Source organism: Ensifer sp. ENS11, from assembly GCF_014851895.1.
GTDB classification, from domain to species: Bacteria; Pseudomonadota; Alphaproteobacteria; order Rhizobiales; family Rhizobiaceae; genus Ensifer; species Ensifer canadensis.
This window is the reverse complement of the sequence record NZ_JACVAN010000005.1, coordinates 220894-238267: the sequence shown is the minus strand read 5'-3', so window position 1 is coordinate 238267 and position 17374 is coordinate 220894. Positions and strand designations below refer to the sequence as shown.

The 17374-nt window shown below is 58.6% G+C and carries 17 protein-coding genes and 1 pseudogene; 13 read left to right on the top strand and 5 right to left on the bottom strand.

The genetic code is table 11. The annotated features are described in order from the left end of the window. Positions 1-3 precede the first annotated feature (3 nt). The 9 genes from IB264_RS12385 to IB264_RS12345 all read left to right on the top strand — a co-directional run bounded on the left by IB264_RS12385 (position 4) and on the right by IB264_RS12345 (position 10184). Complete coding sequence (locus tag IB264_RS12385; protein WP_025430516.1) at positions 4-1545, top strand: SpoVR family protein; 1542 nt, start codon at positions 4-6, stop codon at positions 1543-1545. A gap of 488 nt (positions 1546-2033) precedes the next feature. Continuing rightward, positions 2034-2360, top strand: a complete 327-nt coding sequence (locus IB264_RS12380; protein WP_057206885.1) for a GYD domain-containing protein — start codon at positions 2034-2036, stop codon at positions 2358-2360. Between the two features lie 101 nt (positions 2361-2461). Beyond that, on the top strand, positions 2462-2791 hold the full coding sequence (locus tag IB264_RS12375) for a UxaA family hydrolase (protein WP_246811744.1): 330 nt from the start codon (positions 2462-2464) through the stop codon (positions 2789-2791). A 147-nt stretch (positions 2792-2938) separates the two neighbouring features. After that, positions 2939-6010 carry an AAA family ATPase gene (locus IB264_RS12370; protein WP_192433453.1) on the top strand — a complete coding sequence of 1024 codons (3072 nt, stop codon included), beginning with the start codon at positions 2939-2941 and terminating at the stop codon, positions 6008-6010. A gap of 40 nt (positions 6011-6050) precedes the next feature. Next, positions 6051-7229, top strand: a complete 1179-nt coding sequence (locus IB264_RS12365; RefSeq protein ID WP_192433451.1) for a YcaO-like family protein — start codon at positions 6051-6053, stop codon at positions 7227-7229. Between the two features lie 8 nt (positions 7230-7237). After that, the gene (locus IB264_RS12360) at positions 7238-8005 is read left to right on the top strand and encodes a TfuA-like protein (RefSeq protein WP_025430511.1); all 768 of its coding nucleotides are present in this window, start codon (positions 7238-7240) and stop codon (positions 8003-8005) included. 35 nt (positions 8006-8040) lie between these two features. Then, on the top strand, positions 8041-9225 hold the full coding sequence (locus tag IB264_RS12355; RefSeq protein WP_025430510.1) for a hypothetical protein: 1185 nt from the start codon (positions 8041-8043) through the stop codon (positions 9223-9225). A gap of 16 nt (positions 9226-9241) precedes the next feature. Continuing rightward, on the top strand, positions 9242-9901 hold the full coding sequence (locus tag IB264_RS12350; RefSeq protein ID WP_025430509.1) for a hypothetical protein: 660 nt from the start codon (positions 9242-9244) through the stop codon (positions 9899-9901). A gap of 46 nt (positions 9902-9947) precedes the next feature. Further along, on the top strand, positions 9948-10184 hold the full coding sequence (locus tag IB264_RS12345) for a hypothetical protein (RefSeq protein ID WP_192433697.1): 237 nt from the start codon (positions 9948-9950) through the stop codon (positions 10182-10184). A gap of 27 nt (positions 10185-10211) precedes the next feature. Here the strand turns inward: IB264_RS12345 and IB264_RS12340 are convergent, their stop codons facing one another. Then, positions 10212-10868 (bottom strand): TetR/AcrR family transcriptional regulator, encoded by a 657-nt coding sequence (locus tag IB264_RS12340; protein ID WP_192433676.1) that lies wholly within the window; start codon positions 10866-10868, stop codon positions 10212-10214. A gap of 113 nt (positions 10869-10981) precedes the next feature. Between IB264_RS12340 and IB264_RS12335 the strand changes: the two genes are divergently transcribed. The 4 genes and pseudogenes from IB264_RS12335 to IB264_RS12320 all read left to right on the top strand — a co-directional run. Then, complete coding sequence (locus IB264_RS12335) at positions 10982-12181, top strand: HlyD family secretion protein (protein WP_192433449.1); 1200 nt, start codon at positions 10982-10984, stop codon at positions 12179-12181. A gap of 25 nt (positions 12182-12206) precedes the next feature. After that, positions 12207-13790: a DHA2 family efflux MFS transporter permease subunit gene (locus IB264_RS12330; RefSeq protein ID WP_192433447.1), complete on the top strand. Its 1584-nt coding sequence runs from the start codon at positions 12207-12209 to the stop codon at positions 13788-13790. 148 nt (positions 13791-13938) lie between these two features. Then, the gene (locus IB264_RS12325; RefSeq protein ID WP_246811741.1) at positions 13939-14403 is read left to right on the top strand and encodes a hypothetical protein; all 465 of its coding nucleotides are present in this window, start codon (positions 13939-13941) and stop codon (positions 14401-14403) included. A gap of 82 nt (positions 14404-14485) precedes the next feature. Continuing rightward, positions 14486-14731, top strand: a pseudogene (locus IB264_RS12320) (transposase domain-containing protein); the annotation flags it as partial. Positions 14732-14756: 25 nt separating this feature from the next. Here the strand turns inward: IB264_RS12320 and IB264_RS12315 are convergent. From IB264_RS12315 to IB264_RS12300, 4 genes are all read right to left on the bottom strand, one after another. Next, complete coding sequence (locus IB264_RS12315; protein ID WP_192433445.1) at positions 14757-15182, bottom strand: pyridoxamine 5'-phosphate oxidase family protein; 426 nt, start codon at positions 15180-15182, stop codon at positions 14757-14759. A gap of 92 nt (positions 15183-15274) precedes the next feature. Continuing rightward, on the bottom strand, positions 15275-15424 hold the full coding sequence (locus IB264_RS12310; protein WP_158407878.1) for a hypothetical protein: 150 nt from the start codon (positions 15422-15424) through the stop codon (positions 15275-15277). Between the two features lie 39 nt (positions 15425-15463). Then, entirely contained in the window at positions 15464-16783 is a 1320-nt protein-coding gene (locus IB264_RS12305) for an epoxide hydrolase family protein (protein ID WP_192433443.1), read from the bottom strand. Between the two features lie 46 nt (positions 16784-16829). After that, positions 16830-17231: a cupin domain-containing protein gene (locus IB264_RS12300; protein WP_025430501.1), complete on the bottom strand. Its 402-nt coding sequence runs from the start codon at positions 17229-17231 to the stop codon at positions 16830-16832. Between the last annotated feature and the right edge of the window lie 143 nt (positions 17232-17374).

The following is a 17374-nucleotide window of genomic DNA, read 5'->3' as shown; positions in this document are numbered from 1 at the left end:
CGAATGGCAAGACGGCCAGCCTCCACTCTGCTGTTCGACGGTTCGGAATGGAACTTCGCGACGCTTTCGCGTGCCTATGAGGCGATCGAGGCGATTGCGATCGGCGAGATGGGACTGGACGTCTATCCGAACCAGATCGAGATCATCTCCTCTGAACAGATGCTCGACGCCTATTCGTCCGTCGGCATGCCGCTGATGTATCAGCACTGGTCGTTTGGCAAGCGCTTCGTTTTTGAAAGTCAACTCTATCAAAAAGGCTATCGCGGGTTGGCCTATGAACTCGTGATCAACTCCAATCCCTGCATCACCTATCTCATGGAAGAAAACACGATGCCGATGCAGGCGCTGGTCACCGCGCATGCGGCCTTCGGCCACAATCACTTCTTCAAGAACAACTACCTGTTCCGCCAGTGGACGGATGCCGGCGCGATCCTCGGCTACATGGACTTCGCCAAGAAGTACATCGCCAAATGCGAGGAGCGGCACGGTCTCAGTGCGGTGGAGGAGATACTCGATTCGGCGCATGCCCTGATGGATCACGGCGTATTCCACTATCGCCGTCCCCCCCGGCTCTCATCGGAAAAGGAGACGGCGCGGGCCCGGGAGCGGCTGGAATATGAAGAGCAGACCTATAGCGATTTATGGCGGACGCTGCCGACGGCAAGCGGAACATCCGGCATCGAGGAGGCGGAGCGCGAGGCTTCGGAACGGAAGAAGGCGCTTAACCTTCCCGAGGAGAATCTGCTCTACTTCCTCGAAAAGCACAGTCTGATCCTTGAGCCCTGGCAGCGGGAAATCTTGAGGATTGTTCGCGTTATCGCGCAATATTTCTATCCGCAAAGTCAGACCAAAGTGATGAACGAGGGATGCGCGACCTTCGTCCACTATTCCATTATCAATAGACTGTTCGACCAGGGCAGGGTCAGTGAAGGCGCAATGTTGGAGTTGCTGGCAAGCCACGCCAATGTGGTGTTTCAGCCGGGCTTCGACGATTCCCGCTTCTCAGGTATCAACCCTTACGCGCTGGGCTTTGCTATGATGCAGGATATCGAACGCATCTGCACCATGCCGACGCAAGAGGATCGGGACTGGTTTCCCACCATATCCGGCAACGGTGACCCATTGGGCACGTTGATCGGCGCCTGGGAGAACCACCGCGACGAGTCCTTCATTCTGCAATATCTGAGCCCGGCGCTGATCCGCAAATTCCGCCTGTTTCGTCTCTCTGACCGCGCGACCAACAAATTTTGTGAGGTCACTTCCATCCACAACGAGCAGGGGTACGCTGCCGTGCGTGCCGGGCTCGCTCGGAACTATGACCCGGTGGCCAATAGACCGGACATACAGGTGGTCGATGTCGATCTGCTGGGAGATCGGCAGCTTCGACTGAAGCACGTCATCAAGAACGGCATTCTGCTGGAGGAAAGCAATCGGGACGCGACACTAGCGCATATAAGCCGGCTTTGGGGATATGAAGTGAGCCTGGCAGGCATCGATGCGTCGACCAGTAAGGTCCTGTTTGAGTGCTCTTCCACAGGAGCGTGACCGCAAGCGAGCGGCGCCAGCACGGGCCCTTTCACTCGACCGGCCGGTGCTTGTTGTTGAAGCTGAAGTGACTGATTACGCCCAAGAAAAATTATAACTCCCAAGAAGGGCGATGCTGAAGAACAGGCTGTCCGCCATCCCAGCCGCCAAGAAGTGGCGCCGGAGCTTGACGGTCACAAAAATCCGCCTCGAGATACAAGTGAGCGCCGACGCCGGACCCAAACGGCGAGCTGTCCACATGCAGCAATTCAAAGTGCTACAGCGACCTTTGCGCGTCTAATAGGACGCGCGGGGCTGTAGCGGCCGCGGCCCGACGCCACAACGATTTACTCTTGCGGATTGTTGCACGGGTTATTGGGGACTTTCCGCCGCGCGCCAAAAACGGCGAAGTTAACACCAACCGCCAGGAGAAGTCCGCACGTTGGAAATGACTCGCGTTCTCCCCAGCTTGAGCGTTAACTGTGTTGTTCTGGGGGAGGAGGCAATCCATGGCCATGTATCTCACGCGCTTCAGCTACACGCCCGAGACTTGGGCGCGCATGATCGAAAACCCTGAGGATCGTCGCGAGGCGGCACGCACCTATATTGAGTCCGTCGGCGGAAAGCTCCATGGGTTCTGGTACGCCTTCGGCGAGCGAGATGGTTGGAATCTGTGGGAGGCCCCTGATAACGTATCGATGGCGGCTGTCGCGCTTGCGATCGGTGCAGGCGGCGCGCTCAGCTCTATGGAGACCACTGTCCTCCTCAGCGTCGAGGATACGCTGGACGCTTTGGAAAAGGCAAAGTCGATTCGGTATCGTCCACCGGCAGCGTAGGTGCCGGTCCACGGCTTCCGATCCATGTTGAAGAACGTGGTTCGGCTGGCTGTGCTTTCGCCGCCGCAGGCGCGACATGCATTTTCGAAGAGACTGGTGAGTTGACCGGCTGCGAGGAAATTATGGCAGATCGGGCGGTTACCCCCATGCTTTCCGACGAACTCCGCGCAGCTGTCGCGAAGGCCGCACGCTACTATGCAACGCTGGGCTATGGCAGCTTTGCGCCGGGCAATGCCGACGGAGGCCTAACGACGATCGAGGAAAAGTCGATGGGCGCTTATGCAAAGTCCGGCGCGTCACCGATCGTTGGCCTGATCAAACCAGGCGATATCCCTCCGCATGGGGGCTTGTATCTAATGGATGTGGTGCCCGACGGAGAGGTGCGCTTCGGCTTTCCCAACATTCGGACAATGCTGAGATCGTCGAAATGATTGCCTCAGGGTGTCATGCCGTCTTCTTCGCTTGCCCGAGCTAAATTAGTCCACCCTAATTCCCCGCGCCTATTAACACCGCCCGCCTATGCTATAATTATTTAGGGGAATTTTGCGTCCATACACGCGAAGCGGCAGGAGTGGCGAATGCTGCGCGAAAGTCGGGTCAACGGACTACGACAACCGACGAAAGCTTCGCGTCACAAGGCGCGCGCCTCCCTGTATGGTGGCGAGCGGCGGATCATCACCGCCCTCTGTTATGATCTTGTCGGGTCGACCAGGCTTCTTTCCCTACTGGATATAGAGGATTACCAGGAACTGATCGCAGCGTTTCAGAATGCGGCGAAACAGGCGATAATCTCCCATTCCGGCGTCATGCAACTTGAGGCCGGAGATGGAGGCGTAGCGCTCTTCCCTATCGAGGTCGGTGAGAAGGATGCGGCATCGCTCGCCATTCGCGCAGGCCTCGGGATCGTCGAAGGTTGCGCGCGCGTCGGCCGGGAAGCTGGGCGCGAAGACTTGCACGTTCGCGTCGGGATTGCCACATCCATCGCGCTGATCCAGGAGACGGACGAGGGGAAGGGGCAACCGGTTACGAGTGCGGCACTGGCCATAGCCACCCGTCTGGAAGAGATCGCCGCACCAGACAGCGTTTTTGTTTCTGAGGACACGCGCAACCTGGCCGGCAGGTCGCATGCCTTCGTGTTCGAAGGCGTCAAGACGCTCAAGGGCTTTACCGTGCCGGAGAAGGTTTGGCGTGCACTTGGGCACAAGATCGAGGTCGATAGGTTCTACGCGTTCGGAAGCCTTGGCGGCCCGTTCATTGGTCGCGAAAGCGAGCTGAGCATGATCGCCGCCTGTTGGGAAAGGATTCCCGCCGAGGGGGGCGAAGTACTCCTGATCGAGGGAGACGCGGGCATCGGAAAGTCGCGCCTTTTGCGCGAAATCCGCAAGAAGACTCGCGACCGGCGATCAGGGCTGTTCTTCTTCCAGTGCCTGCCCGGAGGGTATCGCTCGACGCTGCATCCCCTGTTGAACAGCTTTATGGGCGTCATGTCAGGACAGGACGGTCAGGGGGGTCTGACGGCTTCCGCTGTGGCAGCGCTTTTCGAACGCAACGGCATACGCGACGCAGAAACGATTGAAACGTTCGCATACTTGCTGGGCGCGCTGGGACGAAATCAACGGCTTGCCGACAACGGTCCCAAAGCCATCCGGGAAAAGGCTCTGCGCGCAGTGTTTCGCGCACTCGAGGCGTTGTGCGCGAATGGGCCGGTCGTCCTGGCCATCGAAGACATTCATTGGATCGATCCGACCTCCCAGGATCTGCTGGCGGAGGCCGCGCGAGTTGCGCGCCAACTTCCGATTCTCCTGGTGGTGACCTCACGTCTCGGTTTTGCGGCGGATTGGCTGGATGCAGCCAACCCCACCCGTCTGACGCTGCTCCCCCTTGATCGTGACGAAACACGACTGGCCATCGAAGCAAGGTGGCCGGAGCACAGGCAGGCTATGCTTCCTGAACTCTATGACATCACCGAGAGGATATCCGGCGGCGTACCGCTCTTCATCGAGGAAATCTGCCAATGGGTCTCGCAGAACGTTGCGACGGATACGATGAGCCTATCGGAAAACGTTGGACCCACCCATGTATCCGCATTCGAGGGAATACTCGATGCACGCGTCAAGCACCTGGGCCCGGCCAGAGATGTGGCGCGAGCGGGCGCAATTGCCGGCACATGGTTTACCCTATCGCTGCTTCGAGCGCTGCTGCCGGGTTTTGGCAAGAAGTCTTTGGCCAAGGCCGCTGATACCCTGTGCGACACGGGGTTCCTGATGAGGATCAGGGCGCCGGGACATACGACCTATGGTTTCAGGCACGTTTTGATTCAGGAAACGATCTACAACGCGCTGCTGCGACGGCAGCGGCAGGCACTGCATCGCCGGCTGTTCGGCGCTGTCAGCCAAAATCGCCAAATGGCGCCCTGGATCGACACCGGAACATTGGCCGAGCATGCGGAGCGGGCCGGGTTCATGGAAAGCGCAATCGATCTGTATATTTCGGCAGGGAAGGAAAGTTCGAGCCGGTCGGCGATGGTGGAGGCGCGCAACTATCTGGAGCACGGTTTGGCACTTTGCGACCAAGTGAGCCAAGGACATCCGGTCGAACCCCTGCAGCTATCGGCGCTGACGTCGCTCGGTCCGATTCTGACCGGCCTTCTGGGACTGAACGCGCCGCCGGCTCGCAAGCTTTATGAAGATGGGGTGGTCATCGCCCGCCGACAGCCGATGGAAGATCAATCCAAGTGGTTTCCGATCTATTGGGGCTGGTGGCTCACTGGATCGGATTTTCGCGTCATGCGCGATCGCGCACGGCAGGTGCAGGCCATGCTGGCGGAAGCCGAAGACCCGGAAATACAGCTCCAGGTCAACCACTGCATCTGGGCGATCGATTTTAATCTCGGCCATCATCGGGAAACCCAGGATGCGGTCAAGGCGGGCCTTGCCCTTTACGATGAGCAGTCGGCGAAAACCAGCCGAATGTTGTTTGGCGGCCATGACGCCAAGGTTTGCGGTCTCGGGCAACTCGCACTTTCGCTGTGGCTGACGGGACAATCGAAAGCATCAAACGCGGCTCTGACGAAGATGGTCGCTTTCGTTGATCGGATATCCCATGTGCCGAGCAAGGCGCATTCACTTGATACGGAAGCGGTGTCCGCCTTTTACCGGGACGACTATGGGCGTCTCATCGAAATTTCCGAAAGAATGGCGAACTTCGCGAAGACCCATGAGATGCAGTCGCTGTCTGGTCTGTCGCTGCTCTTCGGTGGGTGGGCTCGCGCTCATGGCGAGAGCCTCACGAGCGGGCACACGATGTTTCGCGAGGGGCTGTCGCTCTTGCAAAACCTTGGCGCCGTCGCAGATCTGCCGATTTATCTCTACATGCACGCCACTCTGCTCGGGCTTGCGGACAAATATGAGTCGGCGATCGAGGTCACGAATGACGCGATCGAAAAGGCCAGGGAAACCGGTCATGCCTATTGGCTTGCCGAGCTTTACCGACGACGCGCTGTCCTTCATGCGCGGGGCAACACCACCACGGAACCAATTGTCGCCGACCTGCGCTCGGCGGTGGAAATTGCCGAGAGCCAGGGAGCAACGGCGCTATTGAGGCGGGCGAGGCATTCAATTCTGGAGCTTGGCGTTGTCGTTGAGCTTTAAACCGGCAGGCCGGAACACGGATCCGTCAAACCCCAGAGGGATGCTCGCAACCTTTCGCGGCCGTATCATTGCCGACCTCGGCAAACCCCTGTCGCAGCTCGCAGGTCCCGACGTGGACGATCGATGCCTGCGTGCAATTCTGCCGCTCTGTCGGCGCGCGCGCATAACCCGCCTCGGTGATCTGACCGGGCTTGACCGGATCGGGCTGCCGGTGGTGCAGACCGTTCGACCCGCCGCCCTGTCTGAAGTCACTTCGCTCGGGCGAGGTCTTGCCACGGCAAGCGCGGCAGTGGGGGCGATCATGGAATCGCTGGAGCGCTTCTACGCTGAAGCCATCCCGCCGGAGCGGGTGTTTCTCGCCACGGCCGATGAGCTCAAGATCGTCGGGGGCCTGTTTGAAAATCTTCTGGTGCCTGGCCGCCGGGGGACCTGGCGGGAAACGACGATACCGTGGATCACCGGCATCGATGTGGCGACAGGTCGGACGCAGCCGGTTCCGCTGGAACTTGTTCACACCTGCTACACGGATCCGCCGCCCGCCCATGATGGCTTGTTCACGCGTACGACCACGGGTCTTGCCTGTCACATGACCGTCGTCGGCGCGTTTCTGCATGGACTGTTCGAATGCATCGAACGCGACGCCGTCGCGCGCGCTTTCGCCACCCACGGCTTCTTTGATCGAATGCGAATTTCGCCGTTCGGGCTGGGTGACAGCGTTGATCACATACTGTCTGTCGCCGGCAAGCACGATATATCCATTGGCCTTTGGCTCGCCCCTTCGCCGGCAAAAGTTCCAGTCGTCTGGTGCCAGTCGATCGAGACGGGCCGGGGCGAGCCCATCCTTGCTCTTCCGACGGAGGGTTATGCGGCGGGGCCGAGCGTCGAGGCGGCGGCGTCAAGCGCAATGCTCGAAGCCGTGTCAGCACGCGCAGGGGCGATATCGGGTGCACGCGATGATCAAACCCGGGAGCATTATAGACGAAGCACCGATGCTGTCGTTGAGAAGGCCCGCCAGCTCATTCTTGGTGGCGCATTCGGGACGCCACACCCGGCAATCGAAGCGCCCGCAATCTGCGATCTCGGATCGCTTATCGACGGGGTCACATCTGCCGGGCTGGGACCCATATTAGCAGTGCCCGTCGGAGCGGACGCTGAAACGGGAGTTCAGTGCATAAGGGCCATCCTTCCCGGAGCCCTTCCTTTTTCGATTTTACGGTGAGTGTTCACATGGTCGATGCGAGCGAGGAAAGTCCGATCTTGGTGTTTCTTGGTCCGACTCTTCGGTTGGCCGAGGCGGAGCCAGTTCTCGACGCCATCTACCTGCAGCCCGTCGCGCAAGGCGACATTCTGCTCGCCGCCCACGCATTCCGCCCGCGTGCGATGGTCCTGATCGACGGGCAATTCGAAGACAGGCCGGCTGTCCGACACAAGGAAATCCTCTGGGCGATGGCACAGGGGATCGTCGTGATCGGCGCTGCGAGCATGGGCGCACTCAGAGCGGCGGAACTCAACGAATTCGGGATGATCGGCGTGGGCCTGATCTACAGGTGGTATCGGCGCTGGCGGCTCGCTCCCGATGATGCCGTCGCCGTTCATTCGGGGCCGCCGGAGCTTGGCTTCCTTCCTTTGACGGACTCATTGGTAGATCTGCAGCGGACGTTCGCCAGCTTGATGCGCGGGAATTTCATAACGGCTGCAGAGCGCGATTTGCTGACAACAATCACGCGAAACATGAACTTTCGAGAGCGGCAGTTGGAAGCGATCCTGCGCGCCGCGGGGTGTCGGGCGGAGAGGTTCAAAGAGCTGCGGAATGAGATGGTGAGACAAAAAAGACTGGACGCGCTGCTTGCGCTGCGAAGCGCGCGAGCCATCGCGGGGGAACGAAATGCGACGCGTGTAAGCATCTCCTGGGTTGCGACGAACACCTTTGTTCGAGACCTTGAGGCGGGCGGCATTGACTCAAAATTAGTAAACACTTATAAATTGAATCCTTAATTGCCGGATTTTCAATCGAGGGGGGCAATTGTGCGATGCGTCTGCTTCGGGACGATGCCCTCGACTCTGCAAATGCGCGTCTCGGCACGCGTTTCTGGATTTATCCCCAGCCGCCCTTCATTCCCGGATACGAACAGCCCGATCGTGTGTGGCTGTCGATACCGCGTGACGAAATCGGTGAGGGCCCCAGCGACCTTTCCATGTATGTCGCTGATCCGCTCTATGACAAGCGGCCCTACGGTCTAGCGGGTTTGCCGCCATTCGATGGGGCAAGGCGTGCGCCGGTGAGGCCAGGCCCGGATCGCCACTTCGACAACATCGATCCAACCTCCCGACCCTTTCTCGCCGTCCACGCCTACGCCTGCGTGCGTTTCGTTCTCGACATCTGGCAGAGTTATCTGGGGCGGCCGATCCATTGGTTCTTCGATCAAACTTTTCCGAGGCTTGAAATCATTCCTTTTGCCGATTGGGACAATGCGCAGGCGGGCTATGGCTATCTGGAACTCGGCTGGTCCGATGTCGACGGCATACTTCGACCCTATGCGTTGAATTTTGACACGATCGCGCACGAAGTCGGGCACCTCATATTGCTATCGGAGACAGACGTGCCAACCGCGATATCGCCCGACGGCGACTTCTTTTCGTTCTCCGAAGCCTTTTCCGACTGTGTTTCGCTGATCTCGTTCCTGCATTTCGATTCCGCGATTGACCGGCTTCTGCGGCGAACGAGAGGCAATCTGCTGCTCGACAACGAACTGAACCGCTTTGCGGAAACCAGCCCCGAGACGCAGATCCGCCTTGCCACCAATTTCCGCCAAATGTCCGCAGTGACACGCGAAGTGCACGACCGCGCGCTGCCGTTCGTCGGCGCCATCTTCGATAGCATCGTTGCGCTTTACCATCGGGATCTGGTTGCAAACGGCTGCGCCGACAGCCGGCTTCTGGATGTCGATATCCGGGAACTGGCGCGGGACGAATTCGATACGTTTCGTCAGGCGACGGCGGACGCGTTCAGCATCAAGCCGCTGTATTTCAAGCTGGCACTGACCGCTGCACGCGACGCGGTGGGCGCGGCGCTTGCTACCGCATTGAGAACGCTTGATCCGAACACACTGCGCCTTGACCAAGCGGCAAACGCCGTCATTGCCGCGGCGGGTGGAGCGGCGGCCGAACTGCTGGAAGAGAATTTTGCGTGGCGTGAAATCATCGGTTCAAGATGAGCCATAGGAGGGAAAGATGAGTGGTTGTTATGTTAATCCTGTTGTTGGAAATGCAAAAGATCTAGAAGGTCTAAAAGATGTAATTGAATACGAGGCTTATCGTCCAGGAGATATTAGACTGTATGGGCGGCCGGCGAAATTTTATGATAAACAAAATAAAGATGAAAATATTAATGAAATGATATCTGAGATTGATGGTAAGATCAGAAGTATTGGAGACGACAGCATAATTGATGATATTGGAAGGTTAATTGATTATATTTTGAAGAGTTCCGGAGTTGTCGGCAATGGAGTAACAATAGCGGTATTTGATGGAAAGTCTTATAGTTTCCTTCCTGTTAGTTTGGGTGGTAAAGTGGATTATATAAAAAGCATCGGTGTGATTTATGGTTATGCGTATGAGGGGCATTGCTACAAGTTGCCAAAACCGCAGATCATGTGCCTATCTAAAAGACCGTCGAAAATCGCCAAAGGCGATTGCGGCTGCGATTGTGGATTTGACTCGGCATTCGGTTACGCCGTTTGGTCGATCGATAAGCTCGATCGTGCCATATCTCTCGATGTTCGCGCCGGCGATCTCAAGACGCTGGTGCTGGACGAAAACATGCCGGGCAACCGCTCTCCGCTCGCCTATGCGCAGACGATGGCGTTGGCTCCACAACGGCAACGGGACTAATAATTGGCGACAGAGCCCCTACAAGGATGGAGATACGACTTTGTAGGTGAGCCGGATCGACGCCGCCGCAAGGCTCATTGGGTGCGACAAATTCAGCGTGATGGAATGCCTCGCGCAAAATAAGTTGCGCCCAATGGCAAGCCGTTGGTCAGGGAGCGTGTTATTGGCATGGGTGCGGTTGGCATTGGCTGCTCCCACGATGGATCAACTCGATGCTGGTTCGTGCACACTGGCCGACGCCATGTTGGAGTCCTGGGACAACGATTTCGGCTCGACCGAATAGTCAGGGCGCAACGCCGGTAACATACCGTCAAGATCGAGCAGTCGCAGTGCCCCTTAGAAACAAATCCGCGCACATCCGCGCGCGCGCGGCAATCTCTTCGATGCGGGGCGCCGGTTTCTGACGCAGCATGGCGGCCCGCTGGGGTTCCATGACCATCATCCCGCGAAGCATCCCGCAAGCGGCATGCGGATCTGCAAGCGCAAGGGCGCCGCGATCGGCCTGCTTACGCAACCAATCCTCCATCAAGTTGTTGGTCTTGACGATCGCCTGCTCATAAAAGGAGGCTGCGATCTCCGGGAAGCGGTCGGACTCGCCGATGACAAGGCGCGTGATGGTGATGGTATCGTCGGAGAGCGTCAGCATGCCATAGGCCGTCAGCATCCGCTCGAGACCCTGCCGCAGGTCCGTCGTCGCAAGCGTGCCCACATCCAGCGCCAACAGGAAGCGGGCGATACGATCGGAAATCAGGTCCGAAAAGACGTCGGCCTTCGTCGGGAAAAGCCTGTAGAGCGTTTTGGTCGAGACGCCCGCCTCTTGCGCGATCGCCGCAATGCTGGCTGCTGCGTATCCGTTCTCGTGGAACTGCCTGTTTGCGGCCTCGATGATGATATTCCTGGTGTCCTCGTCGCACCGCACCTGGGGCCGGCCTCGCGATCTCTTCTCGATTTTGTTATTTTGGACCATCATGAGTTTCCAAATTTCCGTTGACTTCGATTTTATAGCGCGTATTTTGGAAAATATCAAATTTCCAATTAACCAGAGGCCGTAGCCTTCGCGACCTGTTCCGGAGAATAACAATGCCTAGCAATAAGCTGCATGCCCTGAATAACAACGTCCCCTCCGCCGCTCATGCGGTTGCGGAAGCGGTGCCTGCAACGCTCGATGCCGGCAAGCCGCCACGCGTAGCAGAGCTGGCCGGGTCGGCCGAAGCAAGGACGGCCCGCAAACGCTCGGGCCGCTCTGTGCTCATCGGGGCAACTGCGCTCGCGTTGATTGCCGCCGCAGCCTATTTCGGCCATGACTATTGGACGGTTGGCCGCTTCCACGTGTCAACGGATGACGCCTATGTGAAGGCCGACTCCAGCACGATCGCTCCGAAGGTGTCCGGCCATATTATCGAAGTGCTTGTCAGCGACAACCAAACGGTCATCGCTGGTCAACCGCTTGCAAGAATCGACGATCGCGATTTCAGATCCGCGCTCGACCAGGCGAAGGCTGATGTCGCTGCCGCCGAGGCTACGCTTTCTGCCAAGGAAGCCGCCCTCGACATCCAGCAATCGACGATCGCCGCAGCACGCGCGACCGTCGACGTCGACAAGGCCAACGAGACCTTCGCGCAACAGAATGACAAGCGCTATTCGAATCTTGCGACCACAGGATATGGCCCGGTGCGGACCGCTGAACAGGCAGCCTCGCAGATCGGGGTAGCCAGGGCCGCCGTCGCGCGCGACAGCGCCGTTCTCGACGCCGCGATCAAACAGGTTGATCTTTTGAACGCCGAGGTTGCCCAGGCAAAGGCCGCTCTTGCCCGTGGCCTGGCCCTTCAACGCCAGGCCGAACTCGATCTTTCCTATGCGACCATCCTCGCGCCTGTTGACGGCTCGGTGGGCAACCGCACGCTAAGGGTCGGCCAATATGTTCAGGCCGGCACGCAGCTGATGTCGATCGTGCCAATCACGGCGGTCTATGTGATCGCCAATTACAAGGAAACACAGTTGACCGACGTGCATGCCGGTCAAACTGTCGATCTCGAAGTCGATATGTTCCCCGGCCGCACCTATCATGGCCGTGTCGACAGCATCGCGCAGGCAAGTGGCCAGGAGTTCGCCCTGCTTCCGCCTGATAACGCCACGGGCAACTTCACAAAGGTCGTCCAACGGATCCCGGTCAAAATCATTCTTGACGGTAAAAGCGCCGCTACCGGCGATCTTCGCCCCGGCATGTCGGTGCAGCCGAGTATCGATACCAAAGCTGCCGCTCAGGGCAACCGGGTCTGATGGCAAAGGTGAGGAGATTGCAGCCATGTCCTCCGAAATTTCAACCACCACAGTCGGCTCGCAGCCGCGGGCCAGCACCAGGGATTGGATCGCCGTACTCGCCGGCATGATCGGCGCGTTCATGGCCATTCTCAACATCCAGATTACCAATGCCTCATTGCTCGATATCGAGGGCGGCATTGGTACCGGCATCGACAATGGCGCCTGGATCTCCACCTCCTACCTGATCGGCGAAATCGTCGTCATTCCCTTGACGGCCTATTTCAGCAGCGTCTTCTCGTTCCGCCGATACATTCTGGTAAACTCCGTTCTCTTCCCGTTGTTTTCGATTGCCTGTGCCTTTGCTCACGACCTTGGAACGATGATCCTTCTGCGCGGGTTGCAGGGCTTTGCCGGTGGCGTTCTGATCCCCATGGCGTTTACCATGGTGCTGACCAAGCTTCCGAAGACGCAGCAGCCGCTCGGCCTGGCATTCTTTGCTCTGTCGGTCACGTTTGCCCCGGCGATCGGCCCGACGATCGGCGGCTATCTGACCGAAAACTACGGTTGGCAGTCTATCTTTTTCATCAACGCCGTACCGAGCGCCCTCATGGTCGTTGCCCTTGCCCTGACGCTCGACAAGCAGCCGATGCAGCTCCACCTCCTGAAGGAAGGTGACTGGGCAGGCATCATTGCGATGACCGTCGGGCTCGCCGCTTTTCAGACCGTGCTTGAGGAAGGCAACAAGGAGGATTGGTTCTCCTCTCCATTCATCGTCAAGCTCAGCATTGTTGCCTTCGTCTTTCTTGCCGCTTTCATCTGGATTGAACTCACCGTGAAGAAACCACTGGTGAAGCTGCGTCTGCTGGCACAGCGCAATTTCGGGATCGGCGTTGCCGTCAATATGCTCGTCGGTGTCGCGCTTTTCGGTAGCGTTTATATTCTGCCGCAATATTTGGGCCAGGTTCAGCGATACAACGCCGAGCAGATCGGCAACGTCCTGGCTTGGACGGGTTTGCCGCAGTTGCTGCTCATTCCGCTCGTCCCTGTCCTGATGAAACGGTTCGACGTCCGTTACATCGGTTTCCTCGGCATCTCGATCTTTGCGATCAGCTGCTTCATGAACATTACCCTTTCGGCGGACAGTGCCGGCGATCAGTTCTGGATCCCCAACATCGTGCGTGCGATCGGACAGGCGCTGGTGCTGACGCCGATCACCGCCATCACCACGGCTGGTATTGTGCCGTCCGACGCAGCTGCGGCCTCGGGGCTGTCCAACATGTTGCGCAACCTCGGCGGCGCCATCGGCACGGCAACGCTCGGCACGATCCTGACGAAGCGTGAGCAGTTTCATTCGAACATTATCGGCCAGTCGGTGACCCTTGCCCGGGAGGAGGTCCGCGACCGTCTCTCCCAGACTGCCAGTTACTTCATGGCGCACGGCGTTTCCGACCCGGTTCTTGCCAGTTACAAGGCGATCGCGGCTCTGGGCCAAGTCGTTCGACGCCAGGCGCTCATTCTGGGTTTCAGTGACACATTCGCTGTCATCGGAGTCGTACTGGCAATCGCTGCGGTTGCTTTGTTGCTGACCCAAAAGCCGGGCGCTGGAGGCGGCGCCGGTGCTCATTGAGCCCCCTCGCAAAAACCATCTTTCTGAAGATAGTGGTCATGTTGCCAGCGCCGAGCCCCAAGAGGCTTTGCGCTGCACACGGGGAAGGTACGCAACGGAGGGTTGATCGTGGTATGTTGCTCCAACGCGGAATTACACAGGGGAAATGATGCGTATTGCCACGACGATCGGGCTGTTGCTCGCCATGAGCACAGCGGCAAAGGCGGAGACGCTCTATTACGGCTCGCGTGCCGGCATGGAGGTGACGGTGGTGAAGAAGTCGAACATCGGGACGACTCACGCCAAAATATTCACGAAACACACGCGAGAGAATGCCACGGCCTTTTGCCGGGAGTACGTGCAGAAGGTAACGCCGAAGTGCATCGCGGACGAACTGAAGGTGGAACTGCTGACGGAAATCTCGGCCAACTGCAAAACCGGCACCTTCATCACGCTCAATGGACGAGGCTACCAGTTCAATGGGCCGAACCCGGACTATGATCCGACCGGGATGAGCACCGAATACCTACTGGTCGAGGCAGGCGGCGGGAAGCCGTTGGACGGCTCGAGCGCCTCCGGCTACGATGTAGCCTTGGACCAGTACAAGGCGTTATGCCCGAACTGGGTGCAATAATCCGGAAATCCGCCTGGCTGTGTGACAGCCAAAACCGGTGATCGCCGACATGGGCAGAATGAACGGACGATGGCGCTAGACCGCACTCTTCGCGGGGCACGACGCCGGGGCCGAAAGTTGAGCCACTATCGCCACGCTCATTGAGACCTGCAAGCTCAACATCGTCGATCCCTTGACCTACTTGACCAGCACGCTCACCGCTATCGTCAACGGCCACAAGCGGAGCAACATCAGCGAACTCCTGTGGTGGAATTATCCGATCAAGGTGCGATCGGGATACCGCGTACGCTACGTCTGGCACCGCGTACTGGATTTCTTCCGCAGATAGCTGATCAGCGCACGCTCGCGTGGCACTAAAAGCGGACCTCTAGACGTTCGACAGGGTCCTTGGTGAAATCGGAATATCGCATCCACCGAGGGACGACCTTGAACAAGACGGCACCATTCTCGACAAACTCTCTCTCAACTGGAACGCTTTCAAGATGCGCTTTCTGGTATTCCTGCATTTCGTAGGCGGAAACCTTCATGGCGTCGCCCTCATATTGAACCGTGATATTCTTGTCCCAGCCGACGACAAGTGCGACGCTTGTTCTATCTGACAGGTTCTCGAACTTGCGGGTCTGTTCGAAGGTATCGAACACGATTTCGAGGTTGTCACGCACCGAAAAGTCAATGGCCGCAGCTTCAGGCTTGCCGTCTGCATGAGATGTTGCGATCACCGCCAGGGTGTGCTGGCGCAAGAACTCCAAGATCATTTTCTTGGCTTGAGCGTTGTCCATGGCTGAAGTCCCCCGAGTAACGTAGAGGGTATCGAGAGGATGCGAATTCGAGGCATCCTCACATCTGAAGCCTGACATAGCGCCGGAGGGAGTCAAGGTGCGACATCGGCTCCCTCCTCAGCCTGGACAATCTCGATGGCCGTTTCCAAATCCTTCAGCGCGAGATCGAACTGACCGGGATCGGTCTCTGCGGATTTGCGCTCAAAGGCCGCCTGCGTGAAGGTGGCAGCGGAGTTCGCCAAATTCACCGGCTCGTGCGCTTCTTCGAAATCGATGCGTTACTAGAGCCGGCGCAATGGCCGGAATGCGGCGTGCAACTCGGCGCTGAAAAGCTCCGGTTCTTCCCAGGCTGCGAAGTGTCCACCCTTGTCCACTCGGTTGTAGTAGATCAGGTTGTGGTACGCTCGTGCCACCCAGTCCTTCGGCGGCCTGTAAACCTCTCCCGGGAATATCGTCACGGCCGCCGGGATCGCAATAGGAGCCAACTTGCTGTTGCCGGCGCTGCTTTCCCAGTAAATCCGGCCGCTCGAGGTCGCGGTGTTCGTCAGCCAATAAAGCGTGATGTTGTCAAGGATCTCGTCGCGGCCCAACGCGCGTTCCGGTTCACCGCGTGTGAACACCCAGTCGGCGAGCTTGTCATAGAACCATGCTGCCAGTCCAACCGGCGAGTCGGCAAGGCCATAGCCGACGGTTTGTGGACGCGTTCCCATGATTGCCGCATAGCCGAAGCCCTTGCTGAGGAACTCCCTGGCCTGGTCAAAAACTGCCCGTTCCTCGGCGGTCAAATTCGCCGGTGCAGGATCACCACTTCTCAACGCCCGTGCAACTTCCGGCGGGATGGTGGTCGAGCGCTCAATCCTGTTCACATGAATGCCGAGCAGACCCGCAGGAGCCTGGCGGCCCATCGCATCGGAAATGATGGCGCCCCAATCGCCGCCCTGTGACACGTAGTTTCCATATCCAAGGCGCTTCATCAGGATGTCCCAGGCGCGAGCGACGCGATCCGGGTTCCAGCCGGTACCTTTGGGCTTCTCCGAAAAGCCGAACCCTGGAATGGACGGAAGCACGACATGGAAGGCATCTTCCGCCGTCCCTCCATGCGCCGTCGGATCGGTCAGCGGGCCAATGACTTGCAACAATTCGAAAACGGAACCGGGCCAGCCGTGGGTCATGATGAGCGGCAATGCGTTCGCATGACGCGAGCGCACATGAATGAAGTGAATGTCGAGGCCGTCGATGTCAGTCAGAAACTGCGGCAAGGCATTAAGCTTCGCCTCTGCCTTGCGCCAATTGTAGTCCGTCTCCCAGTAGCGCACCAGCGCCTGCAGCTTCGCCAGTTGTACACCCTGGGAGCGGTCATCGACCGTTTCCGGGTCTGGCCAGCGTGTCGCGGCAAGGCGCTGTCTGAGATCGACGAGCTCTGCCGCCGGGACATCAACGCGGAAGGGGCGAACTTCGCCGGCCTCCAAAGGCGTCGTGGTGTTCGCTTGGGCGACGACGCTAGCAGGGCGAGACACCGCAAGGGCTGCCGCCACCGCTCCGTTTAAGAGCAGAGCCCGGCGCGACAGCGCAAAAGCGTTGGCGGTTTTCTCAGCGGTCATTTTCACACTTCCTTCTCTCTGCTTTCGAGGATCCATGTCGAAACGCTCACTTGACCGGGACGACAAGCGGGGTTCCTTTCTCGACGATGTAGGTCGCGAGCTCCGATGCCTTGCCGCTGCCGACATTCTTCGCGAGATGAGCCACCCCGGCCGGAATGAACAGGGCCTCTCCGGCATGAAGGGTGACCGGCGCTCTATCCTCGAGCTGGTATTCCAGCGAGCCTTCGAGGACATAGGCCACCTCTTCGCCCGGATGAGAGTGCTTGATGGAGATTGCGCCGGGCCCGAAGTCGACGCGTGCCTGAACGGTTTCGTGCGCGGGTATGCTGAGATCGTGCTGCACAAGGTCGGTGCGCTGAATTCCCGGTTGCTGTGCGTTGGCCGTGGGCAGCGCCAATCCACTTCCAACGATCAGCAGCGCACCCGCCATGACATGAGACATTTTCATCTGGTCTTCCTTTCCGCATTGTTCGAGCCTTCGTCATTGAGGCCAGCGGCACCATTTGAGTGCGTTCGTGTATTGACGATGTGTCCGCCCGACGGGCCGTTTGTAACGGCATGTATCGCCGCTCACGTCCCGGGTCCGTATCG

What these genes read in the sequence shown, in the direction of transcription:
- IB264_RS12385 (WP_025430516.1), top strand. Translation starts at nt 4, where the DNA reads ATGGCAAGACGGCCAGCCTCCACTCTGCTGTTCGACGGTTCGGAATGG.
- IB264_RS12380 (WP_057206885.1), top strand. Translation starts at nt 2,034, where the DNA reads ATGGCCATGTATCTCACGCGCTTCAGCTACACGCCCGAGACTTGGGCG.
- IB264_RS12370 (WP_192433453.1), top strand. Translation starts at nt 2,939, where the DNA reads ATGCTGCGCGAAAGTCGGGTCAACGGACTACGACAACCGACGAAAGCT.
- IB264_RS12365 (WP_192433451.1), top strand. Translation starts at nt 6,051, where the DNA reads ATGCTCGCAACCTTTCGCGGCCGTATCATTGCCGACCTCGGCAAACCC.
- IB264_RS12360 (WP_025430511.1), top strand. Translation starts at nt 7,238, where the DNA reads ATGGTCGATGCGAGCGAGGAAAGTCCGATCTTGGTGTTTCTTGGTCCG.
- IB264_RS12355 (WP_025430510.1), top strand. Translation starts at nt 8,041, where the DNA reads ATGCGTCTGCTTCGGGACGATGCCCTCGACTCTGCAAATGCGCGTCTC.
- IB264_RS12350 (WP_025430509.1), top strand. Translation starts at nt 9,242, where the DNA reads ATGAGTGGTTGTTATGTTAATCCTGTTGTTGGAAATGCAAAAGATCTA.
- IB264_RS12340 (WP_192433676.1), bottom strand. Translation starts at nt 10,868, where the DNA reads ATGGTCCAAAATAACAAAATCGAGAAGAGATCGCGAGGCCGGCCCCAG.
- IB264_RS12335 (WP_192433449.1), top strand. Translation starts at nt 10,982, where the DNA reads ATGCCTAGCAATAAGCTGCATGCCCTGAATAACAACGTCCCCTCCGCC.
- IB264_RS12330 (WP_192433447.1), top strand. Translation starts at nt 12,207, where the DNA reads ATGTCCTCCGAAATTTCAACCACCACAGTCGGCTCGCAGCCGCGGGCC.
- IB264_RS12325 (WP_246811741.1), top strand. Translation starts at nt 13,939, where the DNA reads ATGCGTATTGCCACGACGATCGGGCTGTTGCTCGCCATGAGCACAGCG.
- IB264_RS12315 (WP_192433445.1), bottom strand. Translation starts at nt 15,182, where the DNA reads ATGGACAACGCTCAAGCCAAGAAAATGATCTTGGAGTTCTTGCGCCAG.
- IB264_RS12305 (WP_192433443.1), bottom strand. Translation starts at nt 16,783, where the DNA reads ATGACCGCTGAGAAAACCGCCAACGCTTTTGCGCTGTCGCGCCGGGCT.
- IB264_RS12300 (WP_025430501.1), bottom strand. Translation starts at nt 17,231, where the DNA reads ATGAAAATGTCTCATGTCATGGCGGGTGCGCTGCTGATCGTTGGAAGT.